Origin of the sequence: Curtobacterium sp. L1-20 (assembly GCF_048755855.1) — a bacterium.
Taxonomy (GTDB): Bacteria; Actinomycetota; Actinomycetes; order Actinomycetales; family Microbacteriaceae; genus Curtobacterium.
The window spans coordinates 1,709,762-1,730,165 of sequence record NZ_CP151473.1; the positions used below are offsets into that span (position 1 = coordinate 1,709,762).

General features: G+C 72.3%; 17 protein-coding genes. 9 read left to right on the forward strand and 8 right to left on the reverse strand.

The genetic code is table 11. The features are described 5' to 3' along the window. Positions 1-23 precede the first annotated feature (23 nt). Positions 24-3,452 carry an error-prone DNA polymerase gene (locus AAEP86_RS09655; protein WP_420370322.1) on the forward strand — a complete coding sequence of 1,143 codons (3,429 nt, stop codon included), beginning with the start codon at positions 24-26 and terminating at the stop codon, positions 3,450-3,452. A 162-nt stretch (positions 3,453-3,614) separates the two neighbouring features. Here the strand turns inward: AAEP86_RS09655 and AAEP86_RS09660 are convergent, their stop codons facing one another. Together AAEP86_RS09660 and AAEP86_RS09665 are read right to left on the reverse strand one after the other, a co-directional pair. After that, positions 3,615-5,117 (reverse strand): sensor histidine kinase, encoded by a 1,503-nt coding sequence (locus AAEP86_RS09660; RefSeq protein WP_420370323.1) that lies wholly within the window; start codon positions 5,115-5,117, stop codon positions 3,615-3,617. Then, positions 5,114-5,791 (reverse strand): response regulator transcription factor, encoded by a 678-nt coding sequence (locus tag AAEP86_RS09665; protein ID WP_420370324.1) that lies wholly within the window; start codon positions 5,789-5,791, stop codon positions 5,114-5,116. Before AAEP86_RS09665 ends, AAEP86_RS09660 begins: the two co-directional genes overlap by 4 nt. Before the next feature lie 228 nt (positions 5,792-6,019). Here AAEP86_RS09665 and AAEP86_RS09670 point away from each other — a divergent pair, with 228 nt between their 5' ends. Continuing rightward, a complete protein-coding gene (locus tag AAEP86_RS09670) occupies positions 6,020-6,328 on the forward strand; it encodes a hypothetical protein (protein ID WP_420370325.1) in 309 nt (102 codons plus the stop codon). A gap of 37 nt (positions 6,329-6,365) precedes the next feature. Here AAEP86_RS09670 and AAEP86_RS09675 read toward each other — a convergent pair whose 3' ends face one another. Further along, positions 6,366-7,448, reverse strand: coding sequence for an FUSC family protein (locus AAEP86_RS09675; RefSeq protein ID WP_420370326.1), 1,083 nt, complete (start codon positions 7,446-7,448; stop codon positions 6,366-6,368). Positions 7,449-7,519: 71 nt separating this feature from the next. On the opposite strand from AAEP86_RS09675, the gene AAEP86_RS09680 reads away from it, so the two are divergent. Next, complete coding sequence (locus tag AAEP86_RS09680; RefSeq protein ID WP_420370327.1) at positions 7,520-8,764, forward strand: phosphotransferase enzyme family protein; 1,245 nt, start codon at positions 7,520-7,522, stop codon at positions 8,762-8,764. A 597-nt stretch (positions 8,765-9,361) separates the two neighbouring features. Then, positions 9,362-11,488, forward strand: coding sequence for a DEAD/DEAH box helicase (locus AAEP86_RS09685; RefSeq protein ID WP_420370328.1), 2,127 nt, complete (start codon positions 9,362-9,364; stop codon positions 11,486-11,488). Positions 11,489-11,567: 79 nt separating this feature from the next. On the opposite strand, the gene AAEP86_RS09690 is transcribed toward AAEP86_RS09685, so the two are convergent. Then, positions 11,568-11,840, reverse strand: coding sequence for a mycoredoxin (locus tag AAEP86_RS09690; RefSeq protein ID WP_092093989.1), 273 nt, complete (start codon positions 11,838-11,840; stop codon positions 11,568-11,570). A gap of 66 nt (positions 11,841-11,906) precedes the next feature. Here AAEP86_RS09690 and AAEP86_RS09695 point away from each other — a divergent pair, with 66 nt between their 5' ends. From AAEP86_RS09695 to AAEP86_RS09705, 3 genes are read left to right on the forward strand one after another with little or no spacing between them, the layout of a single operon-like run. Further along, positions 11,907-12,245 carry a PadR family transcriptional regulator gene (locus tag AAEP86_RS09695; protein ID WP_420370329.1) on the forward strand — a complete coding sequence of 113 codons (339 nt, stop codon included), beginning with the start codon at positions 11,907-11,909 and terminating at the stop codon, positions 12,243-12,245. Further along, complete coding sequence (locus tag AAEP86_RS09700) at positions 12,242-13,054, forward strand: hypothetical protein (protein WP_420370330.1); 813 nt, start codon at positions 12,242-12,244, stop codon at positions 13,052-13,054. Before AAEP86_RS09695 ends, AAEP86_RS09700 begins: the two co-directional genes overlap by 4 nt. Then, complete coding sequence (locus tag AAEP86_RS09705) at positions 13,051-14,580, forward strand: CYTH domain-containing protein (protein ID WP_420370331.1); 1,530 nt, start codon at positions 13,051-13,053, stop codon at positions 14,578-14,580. Before AAEP86_RS09700 ends, AAEP86_RS09705 begins: the two co-directional genes overlap by 4 nt. A 101-nt stretch (positions 14,581-14,681) precedes the next feature. Here the strand turns inward: AAEP86_RS09705 and AAEP86_RS09710 are convergent, their stop codons facing one another. Next, entirely contained in the window at positions 14,682-16,853 is a 2,172-nt protein-coding gene (locus AAEP86_RS09710; protein ID WP_420370332.1) for a S9 family peptidase, read from the reverse strand. Positions 16,854-16,925: 72 nt separating this feature from the next. Here AAEP86_RS09710 and AAEP86_RS09715 point away from each other — a divergent pair, with 72 nt between their 5' ends. After that, the gene (locus AAEP86_RS09715) at positions 16,926-18,122 is read left to right on the forward strand and encodes an amidohydrolase (RefSeq protein WP_420370333.1); all 1,197 of its coding nucleotides are present in this window, start codon (positions 16,926-16,928) and stop codon (positions 18,120-18,122) included. A gap of 85 nt (positions 18,123-18,207) precedes the next feature. Here the strand turns inward: AAEP86_RS09715 and AAEP86_RS09720 are convergent, their stop codons facing one another. Next, a complete protein-coding gene (locus tag AAEP86_RS09720) occupies positions 18,208-19,098 on the reverse strand; it encodes an aminodeoxychorismate lyase (protein ID WP_420370334.1) in 891 nt (296 codons plus the stop codon). 19 nt (positions 19,099-19,117) lie between these two features. After that, the gene (locus tag AAEP86_RS09725) at positions 19,118-19,468 is read right to left on the reverse strand and encodes a tryptophan synthase subunit alpha (protein WP_420370335.1); all 351 of its coding nucleotides are present in this window, start codon (positions 19,466-19,468) and stop codon (positions 19,118-19,120) included. Between the two features lie 64 nt (positions 19,469-19,532). On the opposite strand from AAEP86_RS09725, the gene AAEP86_RS09730 reads away from it, so the two are divergent. After that, complete coding sequence (locus AAEP86_RS09730) at positions 19,533-20,039, forward strand: 8-oxo-dGTP diphosphatase (RefSeq protein ID WP_420370336.1); 507 nt, start codon at positions 19,533-19,535, stop codon at positions 20,037-20,039. Between the two features lie 20 nt (positions 20,040-20,059). Here AAEP86_RS09730 and AAEP86_RS09735 read toward each other — a convergent pair whose 3' ends face one another. Then, positions 20,060-20,344, reverse strand: coding sequence for a hypothetical protein (locus AAEP86_RS09735; protein WP_420370337.1), 285 nt, complete (start codon positions 20,342-20,344; stop codon positions 20,060-20,062). Positions 20,345-20,404 lie beyond the last annotated feature (60 nt).

The following is a 20,404-nucleotide window of genomic DNA, read 5'->3' on the forward strand; positions in this document are numbered from 1 at the left end:
CGCCCGACAGGAAGGCAGCGCTGATGGGGTACAGCAACCCACCCATCCCGTGGTCGCAGTTCGAACGGGCGCTCTCCGACAAGCGGAACCCGGGCAGCTCGCACGCCGGCGACGGCGGCGACAGTCCCGCCTGGTCGCGCAAGCGTGAGCCGTACGCACCCGCCTCCCCACCGCTGCCCGACACCGGCGACGTCCGGGTCGTGCCCTACGCCGAACTGCACGCGCACTCGACGTTCAGCTTCCTCGACGGTGCGAGCGGACCCGAGCACCTCTTCGAAGAGGCCGCCCGGCTGCACCTGCACGGCCTCGCGCTCACCGACCACGACGGCTTCTACGGCGCCGCGCGGATGGCCGAGGTCGCCGAGGCGTACCCGACCGTGGGCACGGTGTACGGCACCGAGCTGTCCCTCGGGCTGACCGAGCCGCAGAACGGGGTCCCCGACCCCGAGGGCACGCACCTCCTCCTGCTCGCCGACGGGCAGGAGGGCTACCACCGGTTGGCCGGCGCGGTCACCCGCGCGCACCTGGCCGCCGGCGCCGAGAAGGGGCGGCCGCGCTACGACCTCGACGACCTGGCGGCGCGGGCGGACGGACACTGGCGGGTCCTCACCGGCTGTCGGAAGGGTGCCGTCCGGCAGGCACTCGAACGCGGTGGCGAATCCGCGGCCGAGGCCGCCCTCCGCACGCTGCTCGACCGGTTCGGCAGTGCCGGTGTCGTGGTCGAGCTCATCGACCAGGGCGACCCGATGGACTCCTCCCGCAACGACGTCCTCGCCGCGCTCGCCGCGAAGCACGCGCTGCCGATCGTGGCCACGGGCAACGTGCACTACGCCACCCCCGACCGGTTCCCGGTGGCGACGGCGCTCGCCGCCGTCCGGTCCCGACGGAGCCTCGACGAGGTCGACGGCTGGCTGCCGGCCGCACCCACCGCCCACCTCCGGTCCGGCGCCGAGATGGCCAGGCGGTTCGCACGCTGGCCGGGTGCCGTCGAGCACAGCGTGACGCTCGCCGACGAGCTGGGCTTCCGGCTGAAGACCGTCAAGCCCGGGCTGCCGGACATCGACGTCCCGGACGGCCACACGACGATGTCCTGGTTGCGGGAGCTGACCTGGCGCGGTGCCCGTCGGTTCTACCCGGGCAGCGCCGACGGTGTGGACCCGCAGAAGCGGGAGCGCATCGAACGCGAACTCGCGGTGATCGAGGACAAGGACTTCCCCGGGTACTTCCTCATCGTGCGCGACATGGTGCAGTACGCCCGCGACCGGGGGATCCTCTGCCAAGGGCGCGGGTCGGCGGCGAACTCGGCGGTGTGCTACCTGCTCGAGATCACCGCGGTGGACTCGATCCGGTACGGGCTGCCGTTCGAGCGGTTCCTGTCGGCGATGCGCGACGAGGAACCCGACATCGACGTCGACTTCGACTCCGACCGGCGCGAAGAGGTCATCCAGTACGTCTACGACAAGTACGGCCGGTTCAACGCCGCCCAGGTCGCGAACGTCATCACCTACCGGCCGAAGGGCGCCGTGCGGGACATGGCGAAGGCGCTCGGTCACAGCCCCGGGCAGCAGGACGCCTGGTCGAAGCAGGTCGAGCGGTGGGGCTCCGTCACCGAGAGCCAGGACCACGACATCCCCGACGCGGTGGTGGACATGGCGCAGCAGGTCCTGGGTTTCCCGCGGCACCTCGGCATCCACTCCGGCGGCATGGTGCTCACCGACCGTCCCGTGGGCGAGGTCGTGCCGATCGAGCACGCGCGGATGGACGGTCGGACCGTGCTGCAGTGGGACAAGGACGACTGCGCGTACATGGGGCTCGTGAAGTTCGACATGCTCGGGCTCGGCATGCTCGCCGCCCTGCAGTACTCGTTCGACCTCGCCGACGAGCACTGCGGGGAACGGTGGGACATGCACTCCATCCCGAAGGAGGAACAGGGCGTCTACGACCAGCTGTGCCGCGCCGACACCATCGGCGTGTTCCAGGTGGAGTCCCGGGCGCAGATGGGCACCCTGCCCCGGCTGCTGCCGCGGCGGTTCTACGACCTCGTGATCGAGGTCGCCCTGGTGCGGCCCGGTCCGATCCAGGGCGGCGCCGTGCACCCCTACATCCGGCGGCGGACCGGCGAGGAGCCGATCACCTACATCCACCCGTCCCTCGAACCGGTGCTCGAGCGCACCCTCGGCGTCCCGTTGTTCCAGGAACAACTCATGCAGATGGCGATCGCGGTCGGCGGGTGTTCGGGCGACGACGCGGACCTGCTGCGGCGCGCCATGGGGTCGAAGCGCGGACACGAGAAGATCGACCGCCTCCGCGACAAGCTCTACGCGGGGATGGCGGCGAACGACATCCACGGTGCGGACGCCGACGCCATCTACGCGAAGATCCAGGCGTTCGCGAACTTCGGCTTCGCGGAGAGCCACTCCATCAGCTTCGCCCTCATCGTCTACGCGAGCGCGTGGATGCGGCTGCACTACCCGGGGGCGTTCCTGGCAGCACTGCTCCGGGCCCAACCGATGGGGTTCTACTCGCCGCAGACGCTCGTGGCGGACGCACGACGGCACGGCGTGCAGGTGCTGCGGCCGGACATCCTGCGGTCGGGCGTGGACGCGACGCTCGAGCCGCTGCCGGACGGGGAACGCGCAGCGACCCCCACCGGTGCGGACGCCTGCCTCGAGGTCGAGCAGCCCCCGGTGCTGCCGTTCGACAAGGGGCTGCCCGACGACACTGCCCAGCACCGTCGGGACGGCGCGTTCGCGGTCCGGCTCGGCCTCGCCGAGGTCGCGTCGCTCGGACGGAAGAGCGCCGAGAAGATCGTCGCGGAACGCGATGCCCACGGACCCTTCACCGACATGTCCGATCTGGCCCGCCGGGTCGGGCTCACGACGGCGCAGCTCGAGGCCCTGGCCGCCGCCGACGCCTTCGCCGCCCTCGGGGTGGACCGCCGCGGCGGCATGTGGTCGGCCGCCCAGGCCGCCGCGGAGCGACCCGACCAACTGCCCGACACCCAGGTGACGGTGCAGCCCCCGCTGTTCGGGCAGATGACCAGCGGGGACGTCCTCATCGCGGACATGTGGTCGACGGGGATGACGACGGACGACCACCCGGTACGGCACGTCCGCGACGGACTCGTCGCCCGCGGGGTGCTCAGCGTGCAGGACACCGCCACGGCGGAGACGGGTCGACGGGTCGAGATCGGCGGGATCGTGACGCACCGGCAGCGTCCGGCGACGGCGTCGGGCATCACCTTCATGAACGTCGAGGACGAGACCGGGCTCGTGAACGTGATCTGCAGCGTCGGGGTGTGGGGGCGCTACCGACGGGTCGCGCGCGAGGCACCGGCGATCATCGTGCGGGGGATCCTCGAGCGCTCGCCGGACGGGGTCGTCAACCTGGTGGCGGACCGGATCGAGCACCTGTCCCTGTCGGTGCGCACCCGGTCGCGCGACTTCCAGTGAGCGGGGACCGTGCTGCGCTGTCGAGCGTGGCGGACCGCTGCGCCCTCGCCGGGGTGGGCCGCTCGGTGCGGGGACGTCCTCGACGGAGGATTCGTGTCGTCCGACCGACGACGACGTCGTCCGTCCGTCCGTCCGTCCGTCCGTCAGTCAGTCAGACGACGACTACGACGCCTCGGGCACGCGCACGGTGACCTCGAGCCCACCGGAGCGGACGTTGCGCAGGGATGCCGTGCCCCCGGCTCGTTCCGCGACCGCCCGCACGATCGCGAGCCCGAGGCCGGAGCCGCCGGGCAACGGGATGGCGCCGGTGGCCGGGTCCGGGTTCGGCCGCGACTTCCGGGCCTCGTCGGGGCGGGTGAACCGGTCGAAGGCCACGGGGATGAACGACTCGGGGACGCCGGGCCCGTCGTCGGTGATCTGCAGGACGCCCTCGCCGGCGGCGCTCCGCCACGACACGAAGACGCCCCCGCCACGCGGCAGCGCGGACACGGCGTTGCCGGCGATGTTCGTGACGAGCTGCGCCATCCCACCGGTGTCGAGCCGGTACCGCGGCTCCGAGTCGTCGCTGGCCCCGGATCCGTCGAGGCCGGTCGGGGGCTCCAGGTCGAAGTCGACGGTCACGTCCTTCGCGGACGCGATCAACCGCACGCGGTCCACGGCGGTCATCACCTCGTCGCCCAGGTCGGACCAGCTGGTGAGCGTCTGCTCCTGGCCGTCCTGGTCACGCTGCTCGGACTCCTCGATGCGGGACAGCGCGAGCAGGTCGTTCGCCAGGCGCGACAGGCGGGCGACGTTGCCCTTCGCGCGCTCGATGTGGCCGGCGAGGGCAGCGGCGTCGTCGCCGTCCAACGAGGCGAGGTCGAGCTGGGTCGTGAGGATCGCGAGCGGCGTGCGGAGCTCGTGGCTGGCGTCGGAGACCATCTGGCGCTCACGCTCGGTGGCCTGGCGGGTACGGGCGAGGAAGGCGTTGAGGGTGGTGGCGAGCGACGCGAGTTCGTCCTGGGCCGGGCCGACCGGTAGTTCGGCGCGCTCCGGTGCGACGGAGAGCCGCTCCGCCTCGCGGCGCATGCGGTTCACCGGCCGGAGCGCCGCGGTGGCCAGCACCCACGACGCGACGCCGAACGCGATGAGGATCGCGAGGCCGGTGAGCGAGAGGGTCGAGGTCAGGTCGTCGACGACGATCGCCTCGGCCTGCGAGTTGCGCGCTGCGACGACCGTCCACCGGCCCGCGTGGTTGACCGGGTGCTCCACGACGACGCGGTACTCGGAGCCGGACACGCGGATCACCGAGGTCCCGGCCTTCGTCGTCATCAGGCTGCCGAGTGCGCGCTCGACCTTCGGCGGCATGGTCGACAGGGCGATGTCACCCGACGGCGACACCACGGCGACGAGCTGCGCGTTGCCGGGCGCGGAGAGCTTCGGATCGCTGTCGACCTCGAGCGTCGCGACGTACGGGTCGGCGTCGGCGTCGAGCAGGGTCCTGGTCGCACTCGCGACGACGCTGACGACCTGGAACCGCATGACGAGCACCAGCAGCACGATGACGACCGCGGCGATGGCGGTCGAACCGATGGTGATCCGCGAGCGGAGCGACAGCACCCGCAGCGGACGGATCAGACCGCGCCTCGGGGTGTCCGGTCCGGAGGTGTGCGGAGCGCCGGTCACGCCCCGAGGAGGTCGAGCCGGTAGCCGCGACCGCGCACGGTCGAGATCGCCACGGTGGCCTCGTGCGAGGTCAGCTTCTTCCGCAGGTACGAGATGTACTGCTCGACGACGTTCGGGTCGACGTGCTGCGAGCCGTCCCAGACCTCTTCCAGGATCTTCGGCCGGTCCACGACGGTGCCGACGGAACGGGCGAGCAGGCGCAGGAGCGCGAACTCGGTCGGGCTGACGGCGACACGTTGCCCCTTGATGAGGATGCGACGGGCCTCGGAGTCGATCGCGACGTCGCCCACCTCGATGGTGCGCGGAGCGCCGGCGGTCTCGCGGCGGCCGAGCGCGCGCAAGCGAGCGGTGAGCTCGGCGAAGGCGAAGGGCTTGGTCAGGTAGTCGTCCGCGCCGGCGTCCAGACCGAACACCCGGTCGTCGACCGCGTCGCGCGCGGTGACCAGGAGGATCCGGACCGGGTCCTCGCGCTCGCGGATGCGCCGAGCGAGTTCGAAGCCGGACATCCCCGGCATCATCACGTCGACCACGGCGAGGTCGAACGCCTGCTCGCCGAGGGCGATGAGCGCCTCGACACCGTTCTCGACCGCGGTGACGCGGTACCCCTCAGCCGCGAGACCACGCTCCATGAGCGCGCGCATCTCGTCATCGTCCTCGACCACCAACAGGCGCATAGCGACCTCCTCGGACCCATCGTGGCATCGAACCGACGGACCAGGGGTGTTCCGGCACCGAACTCGCTGAATCTCGTCACAGTGAGGAGCCGTCACGCTCCGAGGTTCCCGCAGGAACGGGCAGAACGGTCTGTCCCTCGTTCGTGGGACGTGAGCGGCCGGTGCTTCATTGCTAGGCTCACGCCCCGGACGACGCGTACCCGACGCAGCGTCCGCACTGGGGGCACCATGAACGAAACGCCGGACCACCCGGCCCTCGTCCGACTCCGAGCCGAGCTCGACGCCGCATGGAAGGGCATCGGCGTCCTCGGTGACATGGAGGACGACAGCCGCGACCGCGTCGTCGCCGAACTGCGCACGGCGGTTCCCGACGTCGCGAGCCTGGCCGCCCGGGCGGCCGGGACAGAGGCCGCTGTCGCCGAGATCAACCGGTTCGCGGACGTCGAGGTCGTCGCGACCGATGCGTCCCTGCCGACGGCGACCATCTGGGACGACATCGTGCACACCGCGGCCGAAGCGGCGTCCGCCGCCCGCTGACCAGCGCGAGGAACCCCGCTGACCAGCGCGCAGGGAGTCAGTCGTCCTCGCCGAGCAGCTCCTCGCGCACGCGCCGGATGTCCTCGAGCAGTGCGCCGATGAGCACCCAGTGCCGCGAGTTCGGCCGGACGACGGTGAGCGGCGCGGTCAACGCCGGCTCCTGTGCCGCGGGTTCCTCGTGGGCGAGCAGCGGCGCAGCGGAGCCGGAGGACGCCACCTCGGACGCGGCGACCCGCGCCCCGAGCGCCCGGACGTCGGCCCCGATGCGGGCGACCTCGGTGGCGATGCTGCCGACGACCGGGTCGGCGCGCAGGTCGGGCGCGGTGTTGTCGTGGACGGCACGGGTCATGCCGGTGACGCGGGTGACCAGGACGCGCAGGTGTTCCGCGGTCGCGAGGTCGTCGTCGAGGATCGTCCGGTGGCGCCCGCCACGGGGGTTCATGGTCAGGGACTCCCGCGCGGCGGTGAGCGAGGCCTCCGCCCGGCCGTGCTGCTGTCGCAGTGCGCGGGCCTGCAGGAGCGCGTCGTGCCAGCGGTCCCGGTCCCAGCCCTCGGTGAGGCCGATCGCGATCCGCTCGAACGCCGCAGCGGTGTCGCGGGCGAGCCGGGCGACGGCGAGGTGCGCGGGGCCGAGCAGGACGGGCGGCACGATGAGGGCGTTGACGATGAGCGCGACGATCGCGCCGAGGACGGTCTCGAGGATGCGGTCCGCCGAGTAGTTCGGCGTGACGACGCCCGCGGTGAGCACGAGCATCCCGCTGATGCCGACCTGCGTGGCCGAGGTCGGCGTGAGCCGGAGCGCCCACGCGATGAGGATCGCGAGCACGATGACGAGCAGGACGACCCACACGGAGTCTCCGAGCAGCAGGTGGAACCCGGTGGCGAGCACCACGCCGATGACGACGCCCGCGCTCCGCTCGAGCCCCTTCACGAACGACTGGTTGATGCTCGGTTGCACGACGAGCAGGGCGGCGATGGCGGCGAAGGTCGGGAACGGGCCGTCGATGAGCACCCGGCAGAGCAGCACGGCGGCGACCACCGCGACCGCGGTCTTGACGACCTGCAGGAACGGCGTGCGGCTGGAGCTGCGGAGACGCGCGACCGGGTTCACGTCGACCACGGTAGCCACGGTCCGCACGCCGAGCCGTGCACGAACGCGACGAAACCCGCGGCGTCCGGTTGACTGGTGTCGTGTGGCCCAACCATGAGCGCGTCATCCCGCAGGCCTTCGCCGGCTCCGGGACCTCCGTGGTGGCCGCGCGCGCCCACTCCGTCGAGCCGTCCGGCAACGGCTACCTGTACGGGTACGAGGTCGACACGGTCGACCGCAGCGGGCAGCGCGCCACGGTCCTGACGTACGTCGACACCGGCGGGACCCACGACCAGAACAGCGCCATCGTGACCGACCCGGCGACGGGGGACCCGGTGTCCGTGTGGGCGTACCCGAACGACCCCGGACTGCCGGTGCTGCCGCAGGTCACGTACCGGGACGCCGTCGCCGAGCTCCTCACGACGCTGGGCATGCCGGTCACCGACCCGACCCTCACCGTCGCGGCCTACCGCCCGGGGAAGCGTGCCGTGGTCCGGGTGGACGCCCCGGAGGGCACGGTGTTCCTCAAGGTCGTCCGCCCGCACCGGGTGGCCCCGATCGAGCGCTCGCACGAGCAGTTCGTCTCGGCGGGTCTGCCGGTGCCGCGGGTCCTGTCGAGTCGTGGCGACGGACTCCTCGTCCTCGAGCGCATCCGCGGTGTTCCCGCGGGCAGTCGCATCCTCGACATCGCCGACGACCCGCGGTTCGTGGCGTCGCTCGCTGCGCTCACCGGACGGATCGCGACGGTCCCGATGACGCAGCAGGCGCGTGCGGACGCGATGGACCACGCGGACTGGCACCGTCGCACCCTGGTCGCGGCGCTGCCGCAGGACGCCGAGGAGATCGACGCGCTCTACGACGCGATCGGTCGGCGGTCGATCGGCTGGGCGTCGACGACGAAGCAGGTGGTGCACGGCGACCTGCACCTCGAGCAGGTGTTCGTCGACGAGGACGAGCCGTGGCGGATCTCCGGTCTGCTCGACATCGACACCGCGGGCTGGGGCTTCCCGGTCCGTGACATCGGCGCCGTGGTCGCGCACCTCGTCGTCACCGGGCTCTGGCACCGGTCGCGCGGGGACGCGGAGCGCGGTGCCGCCGCGGAACGCCTCGCCGACGCGGTCGCCCGCGACTGGGTGGCGCGGAACCCCGACCAGACGGACCGCATCGGCCCCGCCATCGGCGCGCAACTCCTGGCACACGCCGGCGGGCAGGCGACGACCGGGTCGGCGAACGGCATCCACACCGCCGAGCAGCTGCTCGCCGCGACGCAGGCCGCCCTGGCCGAGGCGGCGCCGGTCCTCCCGTCCGACGGGCTCGTCCGTCCCCGGTCCGCACCGCAGGTCTGACGCCTCCCGTCGCGGTCGCAGGACACGACGCGTGGGCGTCGTCCTGGTCGCACGAACCGTCGTCCGACGGCCCGCACGGCGGCAGATCGCGCGACCTGAGCAGCCGCGCACGCGCGGCCGGTGGGGGTGACCACGGGACTGACGGGAGGCGCGTGGCGGGCTCGCGCCGCGCCTCCCGACCGGCAGGTGGCCGGGCGACGGCCTGGAGGCGCGACTCGCGCGGGTGCCGTCGAGTCGCCTCCGTCGGTGGTCGGGGAGTAAACTGACCGCGCACGCACCGGATCCCCGCGTGCCGCGTCGATTCCGGACGCAGCAGTCGGTCGCTTGACCGACGTGGGGAGCGGATCCGTGGTCGTCCCGTGGGGGCGTCACGTGCGTGTGACGGCGCCGGATCCCGGCGCGGTCCGTCGCATGCGGCACCACCCGGTGGCCGCGATGGGAACGGACCGCGGGACTCCACCGGACGTCCCGAGCGGGGACCGGCGAAGCAGCAGGCCATGGTGGCCGGCGAGCACCGGGGTCGTGTCAGGCTCCGGTCCAGGACTTCCGCCCCGTGGGGCGGCTCGCCCGTGACGAACGGGCGGAACAGGAGGAGCGTTGGCTCGATCAGGCACCCGGCGAGCAGCCGGCGGCACGCGGACCGCATCCCGCCGTACCCGGCCGCTCGACAACGACGGCGTCATCCCCGTCCTCGCCCGCGCGGTGCGCGAGGTCGAGGCAGCTGCCCAGCGGGGCCCGTTGAAGGCCTCGAACCGGTCGAAGTTCCAGGCGGTCGCCCTGCTCATGCGCGAGGAGCGCGCCCGGGTCAAGGCAGACACCGAGCTCACCGACTCCCAGCGCGCCGAGCAGCTCAAGCGGCTCGACGGCGTCGCGACCATCCTCGCGAAGACCGCCGCACGGGACACCAGCGTCATCCAGCTCCTCACCGAAGAGGCGTCGGTGAGCGAGGCGACCCGGACGGTCAAGCGCGACATGATGATCGCCGGTGGCATGGAGCTGCAGCCGGAGGACCTCGTCATCGCGGCCGAGCCGTCCCCGACGGTCGAGAGCCCGGTCCGTTCCGTCGTGCCGCAGGCCGTCGTGCAGCGCCAGCTCGCCAACCCGTTCATGCCGCCGGACTTCGCGCTCGCCGACCAGCCCGTCGCGCACCCGCGCCGCCTGGCCAACTGGGAGCTGTTCGGCCCGCTCTTCAAGTCGTTCGAGTACGGCGCGGGCGGGGGCGTGGCGTCGATGCCGCTGCCGGAGCCCGCGACGCTGCACTCGCGGTCGGGCACCACGCTCATGAAGCACCAGGCGGAACTCATCGCCGCGGCGTCCCAGGGGCACCGCACGTTCCTGCTCGCCGACGAGCCCGGCCTCGGCAAGACGGCACAGTCGCTCCTGGCCGCCGACGCCGCGAACGCGTTCCCGCTGCTCGTCGTCGTGCCGAACGTCGTCAAGACCAACTGGGCGCGCGAGGCGGCACGCTGGGTCCCGAACCGCACCGCGACCGTCATCCACGGTGACGGCGACGACCTCGACGGCTTCGCGGACATCGTCATCGTGAACTACGAGATCCTCGACCGGCACGCCGGCTGGCTCGGCGCGTTCGGGTTCAAGGGGATGGTGGTCGACGAGGCGCACTTCATCAAGAACAAGGACTCGCAGCGCTCGCGCTTCGTGCTGCAGCTCGCCGAGAAGATCCGGCAGCGCACCGCGGCACCGCTCATGATGGCGCTGACCGGGACGCCGCTCATCAACTCGGTCGAGGACTTCCGGACCATCTGGGAGTACCTCGGCTGGATCGACGACAAGAAGCCGCGCGCGAAGCTCATGAACGAGCTCGAGGAGATCGGCCTCACCCCGGCCGACCCCGGCTTCTTCGTCGAGGCGCGCAAGGCCGTCATCGACCAGGGCATCGTCCGACGTCGCAAGGTCGACGTGGCGGCGGACATCCCCGCCCGCCGCATCGCCGACATCCCCGTGGAGCTCGACGACGAGGTCGGCCGGTCGATCCGCGACGCCGAGCGCGAGCTCACGGCGAAGCTGGTCAAGCGCTACCACCAGGCACTCGACGCGCGGACCGGGCAGGACCCGGTCGACGGCATCGACCACAAGCTCGTCCGCCAGGTCGCCCGCTGGGAGCTCGAGGACCAGGACGCCTCGTCGACCGGCGAGAACGTGTTCTCGATGGTGCGACGGATCGGTCGGGCCAAGGCACAGCTCGCGGCGGACTACGCGGCGCAGCTCGCCTCGAACGTCGGCAAGGTCGTCTTCTTCGCGAAGCACCTCGACGTGATGGACCAGGCGGAGGAGGTCTTCGCCCGTCGTCACCTCCAAACCGCGACCATCCGCGGCGACCAGACCCCGGCGCAGCGCACGGCCGAGATCGACTCGTTCGTGAACGACCCCGACGTCGCCGTCATCGTCTGCTCGCTGACCGCTGCGGGCGTCGGCCTCAACCTGCAGGTTGCGTCGAACGTCGTCCTGGCGGAGCTGTCGTGGACGAGCGCCGAGCAGACCCAGGCCATCGACCGCGTGCACCGCATCGGGCAGGAAGAGCCGGTCACCGCGTGGCGCATCATCGCGGCGCAGACGATCGACACGAAGATCGCCGAGCTCATCGACTCGAAGGCGTCCCTGGCCGCCCGTGCCCTGGACGGGTCCGACGAGGAGGTCACCGACTCCGGCGACATCCAGCTCGACGCCATGGCGGCGCTGCTGACCGAGGCGCTCGGCGGCTGACGCCGGTCGCCGCCCCCTGGTACGAACATCGCGCCCCGTTGCCACGGGGCGCGATGTCCGTACGGGGGTGCGACGCGCGTCAGATGCGGGACTGGACCTCGGCGAGCGAGGGGTTCGTCGCGGTGCTGCCGTCGGGGAACACCAGGGTCGGCACGGTCTGGTTGCCGCCGTTGACCTCGGCGACGAGCTCGGCGGTGCCGGGCGTCTGCTCGATGTCGACCTCGGTGTAGGGCACGCCGGCCTTCGTCATCTGGTTCTTCAGCCGCGCGCAGTAGCCGCACCAGGTGGTCGTGAACATCGTGACGGCGCCGGCCTCCGGCACGAACGCGTCGCGGGTGATCGTCTCGCTCATGCGCTCAGGCTAACTCCTGCTCCTGAGGGTCTTGCGCCCCTTGTTCGATATAGGTAGCTTGAGTCGATGGAACCGATCCGACGCGTGACCGCCCCCACGCTCGACGTGCTCGGTGCACTGCTCACCGCGGACGGGCCGACCTGGGGGCTGCTCGTCATCAAGGCGACCGGGCGACAGGCCGGCACCGTGTACCCGATCCTCGAACGACTCGAACAGCTCGGGTGGATCCGATCCAGCTGGGACGACGACGCCGAGCGGTCCGGGCCTCGACGACGGCTCTACGAGTTCACGGCGGACGGCGTCGTCGCGGCGCGCGGGCTCGTCGACACGCGGACGGCGGCTGCCCGGGCAGCGGCGCGTCCGGCCGGGGCCGTCCGTCCGAGCAACCGACCGGTGGCATCGTGAGCGCGCTCGACCGGGTACTGGTCTCGGCGGCGGTCGCGATCTCGCCCGCTGCCCACCGCGAGACCCGCCGGGAACAGTGGCTCGCGGACGTGCAGGGCGCCGACGAACTCGACCTCTCGCCGACCGCGCTCGCGTTCGGCGCCTTCACCACGGCCCTCTTCCACCGCCGGGCCGTCCGCCGCACCACCTGGGGGACCACGATGACCGCAGCACCGACCGGCGACCGCCCGGAGCCGCACCGCATCCGGACCGTGCCCGTCCTCGTCGCCGTGGCGGTGATCTCGGTGCTCGCATCGGGGGCGTGGCTGGTCCTGCAGCCGAACGGCGGGTACGAGGCCCTGGCCGACCGGGTGCTGAGCATCCTCGGCCTCCAGGTGCTCGCCGTCGGCGTCCCCAGCATCGCGATCGCGCTCGCGGCGCTCGTGCTGCCCACCAGCCGACGACGGCGACGGATCGGGGCCAGCACGGTCCTCGCCGCGGGGGCCGTGGCGATCGCCGCTCCCTACTCCAGCGTCGTGCTGGTACCGACGCTCGGCCTCGTGCCCCTGTTCCTCGCCCTCGCTGGCTGGTTCATCGCCGCACGGGTCCCCGCGTGGACGTGGGTGTTCGCCACCCTCCCCGTGCTCTACGCCTTCCTCGACGGCAGCGGCGCCCTCTACACGCTCGTCCCGCAGCGCTGGACGCCGTTCCTGGTCGGTGCTCCGTACCTCGTGCTCGTCCTCGCCGGGTTCCTCGCGAGTCGGTTCTCCACAGGGCGGACCGCCGAGTTCGGGGCGCACGGAGGAACCCTGGTAGACAAGAGCGCGTGAGCGACACCCACCTCGAGATCGAGCGCACCTACGACCTGCCCGAGGGCGGTGCCCTGCCGGACCTGGTCGGCGCCGGTGGCGTCCTCCGCACCGAGCACGAAGAGCCGTTCGAGCTCGACGCCACCTACTGGGACACCGACCGCTACGACCTCGTCGCCGCGCGGGTGACCGTGCGGCGACGGACCGGCGGCCCCGACGCCGGATGGCACATCAAGCGGTCCGAGTCGGACACGGTCCGGCACGAGCAGCACTTCCCCCTGACCGAGGACGCCGACGTCGTCCCGGACGATGTCCTCGCCGCGCTGTTCAGCGAGCGTCGCGGTCGGGCGTTGCGTCCGGTCGTCCGCATCACCACCACCCGCACGGTCACCCGGCTCCTCGACGAGGACGGCGACCAGGTCGCCGAACTCGCCGACGACCAGGTCACCGCCCAGCGTCTCGACGACGAGGCGCCGGAGACCCCGCGCACGTGGCGCGAGGTCGAGGTCGAGGCCGTGGGCGGCGTCGACCAGCAGGTGGCGCACGAGCTCTTCGCGGCGCTCGACGGCCGGTTCGCGGCCGTCGGGGCCGCGCCCGCCGCCGTCGCGTCGAAGCTCGCGCGGGGGCTGGCCGGAGCACCGGCACCGCGCCTCCGCACCGAGGACAAGCCCGCCAAGGGCACGACCGCACGCATCCTGGCCAAGCGGGTGCGGAAGCTGCGCACCGCGCTCCTCACCCAAGAGGCCCGGCTCCGCTCCGGCGACGCCGCCGACCTCCGGCAGACGGCCGACACCACCCTCGAGATCGCCGCGATCCTCGGTGCCTACCGCCCGGCGTTCCCCGACGGGGACGCCGTCGACCGTGCCGCTGGCGCGGCGGACGCCCTGGCCGGCGTGACGGCGCGTGCCGCGCTCGCCGAGTACCTGATCGAGCGGTTGCCGCGCACGTCGTCACCGGCACAGGACGACCTCGTGGACGCGATGACCCGCGAGCGCATCCTCGCCTCCACCCGTGAGCGGCGCGACCAGGCGGTGCGGGACGTCGTCGCGTTCCTGCACGGGGAGCCGTTCCTGGAACTGCTCGACGCCCTCGACGACGCTGCCGAGCGGCCCGCGCCGACCGCGTGGTCGCTCCGCTCGCCGAAGCAGGTCGCGCAGGACGTCGGCGCGGACGTGAAGCCACGCGTGCGCGAGCTCGTCCGGGCCGCCGTCGCCGACGACACCTCGGACACCGCCGCCGAACGCGAGGCCGCCGACCGTGCGACGACCGAGGCCGCCTGGCAGGAGACCATGCGGGCCCGGATGGCGATGGACGTGCTCGGCGACGACGCGTTCCCGCACGCGCTGTGGAAGCGCATCGGCACCGCGGCGGACGTGCTCACCGAGCGGGTGCGTTCCCTGCACGCCCTCGACATCCTCCGGGCGAACGCCGCGATCGCGGAACGCGGCGGCGAGGGCACGTTCGGGTACGGCGTGCTCGCGGGGGACCGGGTGCGGCTGGCGGAGGAGTCCTACGACGAGGCGGTGCACGCGCTCAACCGCGTGTGAGGCAGCGGCGGCACGCGTGTCGTGTCGCTGCCCCGGACAGCGATGGCCGGGTCCCGTGCGGGACCCGGCCATCGCTCGTCGCGTGCGGCGCGCGGCGGTGCTCAGCCGGCTGCGACCGGGTTCGCGCTCGCGGCCGCCGGGGTGGTGTCGGCGAGCCCGAGCACGTCGAGCATCCACGCGAGCTCGAAGGCCCGCTCCTTCCACGAGTCGTACCGCCCGCTCACGCCGCCGTGCCCGGCGGCCATCTCGGTCTTGAGCAGCACAGGTGCACCGACCTCGCGCAGCTTCGCGGTCCACTTCGCCGGCTCGACGTAGAGCACGCGCGTGTCGTTGATGCTCGTCACGGCGAGGATCCGCGGGTACTGGACGTCGTCGCGGACGTTCTCGTACGGCGTGTACTCGCTCATGTACCGGTAGACCTCGGGGTCGTGCAGCGGGTCGCCCCACTCGTCCCACTCGATCACGGTCAGGGGCAGGTCCGGGTCGAGGATGCTCGTCAGCGCGTCGACGAAGGGCACCGCTGCGAGGATGCCGGCGAACCGCTCCGGCGCGAGGTTCGCCACGGCACCCATCAGGAGACCACCGGCACTGCCGCCCTCGGCGACCAGGCGGTCGGCGGACGTCCGACCGGAGTCGATGAGGTGGGTGGCGACGGCGACGAAGTCCGAGAAGGTGTTCTTCTTCGTGAGGGTCTTGCCGTTCTCGTACCAGTGCCGACCCATCTCACCGCCGCCGCGCACGTGCGCCACGGCGAACACGACGCCCCGGTCGAGCATCGACAGGCGCATCACGCTGAAGCCGGGGTCGATCGAGTGCTCGTAGGAGCCGTACCCGTACAGGTGCAGCGGCGCAGGGCGGTCGGTGTCGACCGCGTCACGGCGCCAGACGAGCGAGATCGGCACGCGGGTGCCGTCCTCCGCCGTGGCCCAGTCGCGTTCCTGCACGTAGTCGGCCGGGTCGTAGCCGCCGAGCACGGGCTGCCGCTTGAGGACCGTGACCTCGCCGGTGGCCAGGTCGAGGTCGCTCACCTCGGACGGCGTCACGAACGACGTGAACCCGATCCGGAGCGTCGGCTGGTCCCACTCCGGGTTGCCGCCGAGGCCGGCCGAGAAGAGGGCCTCGTCGAAGGGCACCTCGTGCGCGTCTCCGTAGCCGTCGCCCTCGATGGGGATGATCGCGATCCGGGGGAGCGCCTCGGAGCGGTACTCGAGCGCGAGGTGCCCCGCGAACGCGTCCACCGACTCGATGCGGCGCTCCGTGTCGTGCGCGACGACGACGCGGCGGTCGCGCTCGGACGTCGGGTCGTCCGCGGGGACGTCGACCAGCTCGAAGTTCTCGGCGCCGTCGTTGTGGAGCACCAGGAACCGGTCGCTGCCGCCGACGATGGCGTGCTCGATCTCGTACTCGACTCCCTCACGCCGCGGCCAGACGACCTGGAACTCGCCGGTCGGGTCCGCCGCGTCGAGGACCAGTGCCTCGGAGGTGATCTTCGATCCGAGTTCGATGACGATGTACTGCGACGACCGGGTGACCCCGACGCCGACCCAGTAGCGGTCGTCCGGCTCCTCGAAGACCACGACGTCGTCGCTCGCGCTGCTGCCCACGGTGTGCCGCCAGATCCGGTCGGGACGCCAGGAGTCGTCGACCGTCGGGTAGAAGACGTAGCGGCCGGAGGGGTCGAACGTCGCACCGGCGCCGGTGTTCGGGATCTCGTCGCCGAGGTCCTGCCCGGTCGTCAGGTCGCGGACCCGCAGGGTGTAGCGCTCGTCGCCCTCGACGTCGGTGCCGTAGACGAGTCGGGTGCCGTCGTCGCTGATGTCGTAGGAGCCGAGCGAGAAGAAGTCGTGACCGTCGGCCAGCGCGTTCCCGTCGAGCACGACCTGCTCGTCGGGGAGCGTCGCGGCTCCCTCGACCACGGCGGGCGGCGTCCAGTCGTCCGGGGCGCTGATCGGCGCCCGGCAGTGCACGCCGTACTGGCTGCCCTCGGCCGTGCGCGTGAAGTACCACCAGTCGCCCATGCGGACCGGGACGGACAGGTCGGTCTCGCGGACCCGGCCCTTCACCTCGGCGAAGATCCGGTCCCGCAGGTCGCCCAGGTGCGCGGTCTCGGCGTCGGTGTGCGCGTTCTCGGCCTCGAGGTACGCGAGGGTGTCCGGCGACTCCTTGTCGCGCAGCCACTCGTAGTCGTCGACGAAGTCGATGCCGTGGTGGGTCCTCGTGACGGGCCGCTTGGCGGCGGTGGGAGGGGTGGCCTGTGCGTGCTCGCTGCTCACCACCCCACCCTATTCGCCCGCCGGTGTCCCCAGCAGGGAGGGCTCGTCGGCGCGGGTCGCTACCGTGGTGGCATGAGCAACTCCTTCGTCGTCACGAACGCACACGTGGTCCCCGTCTCCGCCCCCGAGTTCGACGGCACCGTCGTCGTCGAGGACGGCAGGATCACCGCCCTCGGCACGGACGTCACCGGTCCGGACGGCCTCGAGGTCGTGGACGCCGGCGGCGCTTGGCTCGTCCCCGGGTTCGTCGAGTCGCACGGCCACGTCGGCATCCACGAGGAGGCGAACGGCGAGGCGGGGAACGACACCAACGAGATGACCGGTCCGAACATGGCGGGCGTCCGGGCGATCGACGCCATCGACATCGACGACGAGGGCTTCCGCGACGCGCTCGCCGGTGGCATCACCTCGATCGTCGTCAAGCCGGGCTCCGGCAACCCGATCGGCGGCCAGACCGTCGCCATCAAGACCTGGGGCGGCCGCACCATCGACGAGCAGCTGATCTCCGACGCCGTCAGCATCAAGAGCGCCCTCGGGGAGAACCCGAAGCGCGTCTACGGCGGCAAGGGCCAGACGCCCTCGACCCGCCTCGGGGTCGCGAAGATCATCCGGGACGCCTTCGTCGAGGCGCAGAACTACCGTGCGGCCCGCGATGCTGCCGCCGCGAAGGACGAGCCCTTCGCCCGCGACCTGACGAAGGAGACCCTCGTCCGCGTCCTCGACGGCGAGCTCGCGTGGGACCAGCACACGCACCGTCACGACGACATCGCGACGGCGATCCGTCTCTCCGAGGAGTTCGGCTACCGCCTCGTCGTCAACCACGGCACCGAGGCGCACAAGATCGCGGACGTCCTCGCCGAGAAGGACATCCCCGTCATCTACGGTCCGCTCTTCACGAGCCGCTCGAAGGTCGAGCTGCGCGACCGTGGGATCCCGAACCTCGCCGCGATCGCCGCCGCCGGCGTCCGCGTCGCGATCACGACGGACGCGCCGGTCGTCCCGATCAACATGCTCGTCGACCAGGCGACCGCCGCGGTGAAGGAGGGGCTGCCCCGCCAGACGGCGCTCGAGGCGCTCACCACGAACCCGGCGGACTTCCTCGGCTTCGGCGACCGGGTCGGTCGGCTCGCGGAGGGCTACGACGCCGACCTCGTGCTCTGGGACGGCGACCCGCTCGACGCCACCAGCCGCGCGACGCGCGTGTGGATCGACGGTGTGTCCGTCTTCACCTGGGCCGACGGACAGGGCGTCACCACGCCGCGCTGGTAGCGACCGGACCACGGACGGGAGGCACGGTGCCAGCCGGCACCGTGCCTCCCGTCCGTCATCGCCGCCGCAGCCCGGCGGCGGTCCGTCAGACCTCGCGCGCGAGCAGGAAGTCGTTGATGCGGGTCGTGAGCTCGGCGTCGATCGCCCGGTCCGTCCCGTCGACGGACCGGATGGGTGCCGCCTGCCGCACGCTCGACACGAGCCAGGCGGCGTCAGCGGTGCGCAGGTCCTCCAGCGTGAGGAGCTCGTAGGCGGTCTCGATCCCCTCCTGCTCGGCGAAGCGGAAGACGTCGGCCTGCGTCGTGCCGTCGAGGATCCCGATGTCGGTGCGCGGCGTGACGAGCCGTCCGCCAACTGACAGGACGAGGTTGGCGCGGGTGCCCTCGAGCAGGTAGCCGTCGGTGGACACGAAGACCGCGTCGTCGGCACCACGGCGGGCGGCCTCGCGGAGGGCGGCCATGTTCACGGCGTAGGACAGCGTCTTCGCGCCCTGCAGCAGCCAGGGTGACGTCCGCTCGACGTCGTGCCGGTAGCCGCGGTCCAGCGTCACGACCGAGATCCCCTCGGTGCGGGCTGCGGTGGAGTCGCCCGAGGGTGCTGCGTAGACCCAGCCCGTCGGCCGGTCCGTGCCCTCGACGCCACGGGTGAGGACGGTCTTCGCGAAGGCCTCGCGCACGGGGTCGAGGCGGGCGCACACGGCCTCGACGGCCTGTCGCCAGGCGTCGGTGTCCGGCGCGGGCAGGTCGAGCTTCGCGGCGGAGCGGGCGAAGCGCGCGAGGTGGGCCTCGAGCGCCTGCGGATGCCCGTCGACCACGGTGATGGTCTCGAAGACGCCGTCGCCCCGAGTGACACCGAGGTCCTGTACCTGGACGTGCTCCTCGAGCGGCTTCGCCCACGTGAACGCGTCGGCGGCGGGATCGTGCGGCGCTGCGTCACGCGAGGGCTGGTTCAGGACGGCGAGGACGGTTTCGGTCATGGCCCCATCCAACCGCAGCTCAGCTGGCGTCGGGCAGGGCACCCATCAGCTTCCACACCGCGGGGGTGAGCTCCGGGTGCTGGAGGGCGATGCGGCGCAGCCGGTGGTACTCCTCGCCCATCCGCGTGCCCTGGCCGGACGCGGGGTGCGACGACCACTGCGCGCTCCGCTTGCCGATCGCGTCGTCGAGCTCGACGGCGTCCGCCCGGAGGATGAGCACGACCTGCTCGTCGACGGTGGGGAGGGTGGGCATGAACTCCCACGGGTCCTCGCCCTGACGGCTCCGGTGCTCGACGAGCATCGAGATCTCCTCGGCGGCCTCGGCACGCAGCACTTCGAGGCTGCGCCCCGTCCGCCGGGACTCAGCCATGGTGCCCCCGCAGCACGCCTGCCATGGAAAAAGCGTACGCCACTTCTTCCGTCAGACTGGACGCGTGACCGTGCGCGACGAGACCAAGGACCAGCACCCGCCGGTGGCGGTCGTCTACCTGGTGCGCGACGACGGGACCGGTCCGCGGGTCCTCCTCGGCGAGAAGCGGCGCGGCCTCGGTGCCGGGCGGCTGGTCGGTCCGGGCGGCAAGCGCGAGCCGGGGGAGTCGGCCGTCGACGCCGCGGTGCGCGAGGTGCGTGAGGAGGTCGGCCTGCGGATCGCGGCTGCCGACCTGGAGGCGCGGGGCACGTTGGACTACCGGTTCCCGTACCGACCGTCCTGGTCCCAGGTCTCGGACGTCTTCGTCTGCCGCCGCTGGCAGGGCACCCCGACGGGCAGCGACGAGCTGGAGCCGCGCTGGGTCCCGGTCGACGCCGTGCCCTGGGACGCGATGTGGGACGACGCGCGGTACTGGCTGCCGGGGGTGCTCGCGGGCGGCTCGGTGCGGGCGCGGTTCACGTTCGCCGAGGACAACGCGACGGTGGCGGGCTTCAGCGGCACCGGCCTCTGACCGCTGCCGGCCGACGCGACTCAGCGGGTCTGGGTGCGGGTGCTGCCGGTCCGGGCTTCCTCGGCAGCGGCGATGACCTCGGCGTCGCCGCTCCGGCCCCCGAGCGGGCGCACGAAGAAGTCGATGATCCCGAACACGATCGCGCCGATCATCGCGAACATCGCCCAGCCGACGAAGAGGCCGGCGACGTTCCGTCCGTCGGCCGGGGCGAGGAGGACGCTCGCGGCGTAGAAGCCGACCGTCAGCACGAGGAACACGACGACGACGGTGACGAGGACGCGGTGCCAGGCGTTGCGGGGGTTCATGGCGCCCAGGATACCGCCCGGCCGCCGATCCCCGGCCCCCGGCCGCACGGCCACCCGACC